General features: G+C 46.7%; 1 pseudogene. It reads left to right on the forward strand.

Going from position 1 to position 214, the window contains the following annotated elements:
- Positions 1-214 (forward strand): annotated as a pseudogene (locus H4J63_RS20725) (IS4 family transposase); the annotation flags it as partial.

Genomic DNA, 214 nt, shown 5'->3' on the forward strand with positions numbered 1-214 from the left:
GCCCATTGGACACAAGAAGAAGATGCTGATGATACGTGGTATGGACTCCGGTTATTTTCTGTCGATGGAACGCAATTTCGTGCACCCGATACACCTGCTCTTGCTGAGCACTTTCACTATATTAAGCACAGTAAAAACCGTCATACAGAATATCCTATTGTACGCCTATGCGCCTTAAGCTCCTTGCGTAGCCGGTTGATACACCACGTTGCCT

Origin of the sequence: Pseudoalteromonas sp. 5Ae-yellow (assembly GCF_014077565.1) — a bacterium.
Lineage (GTDB): Bacteria > Pseudomonadota > Gammaproteobacteria > Enterobacterales > Alteromonadaceae > Pseudoalteromonas.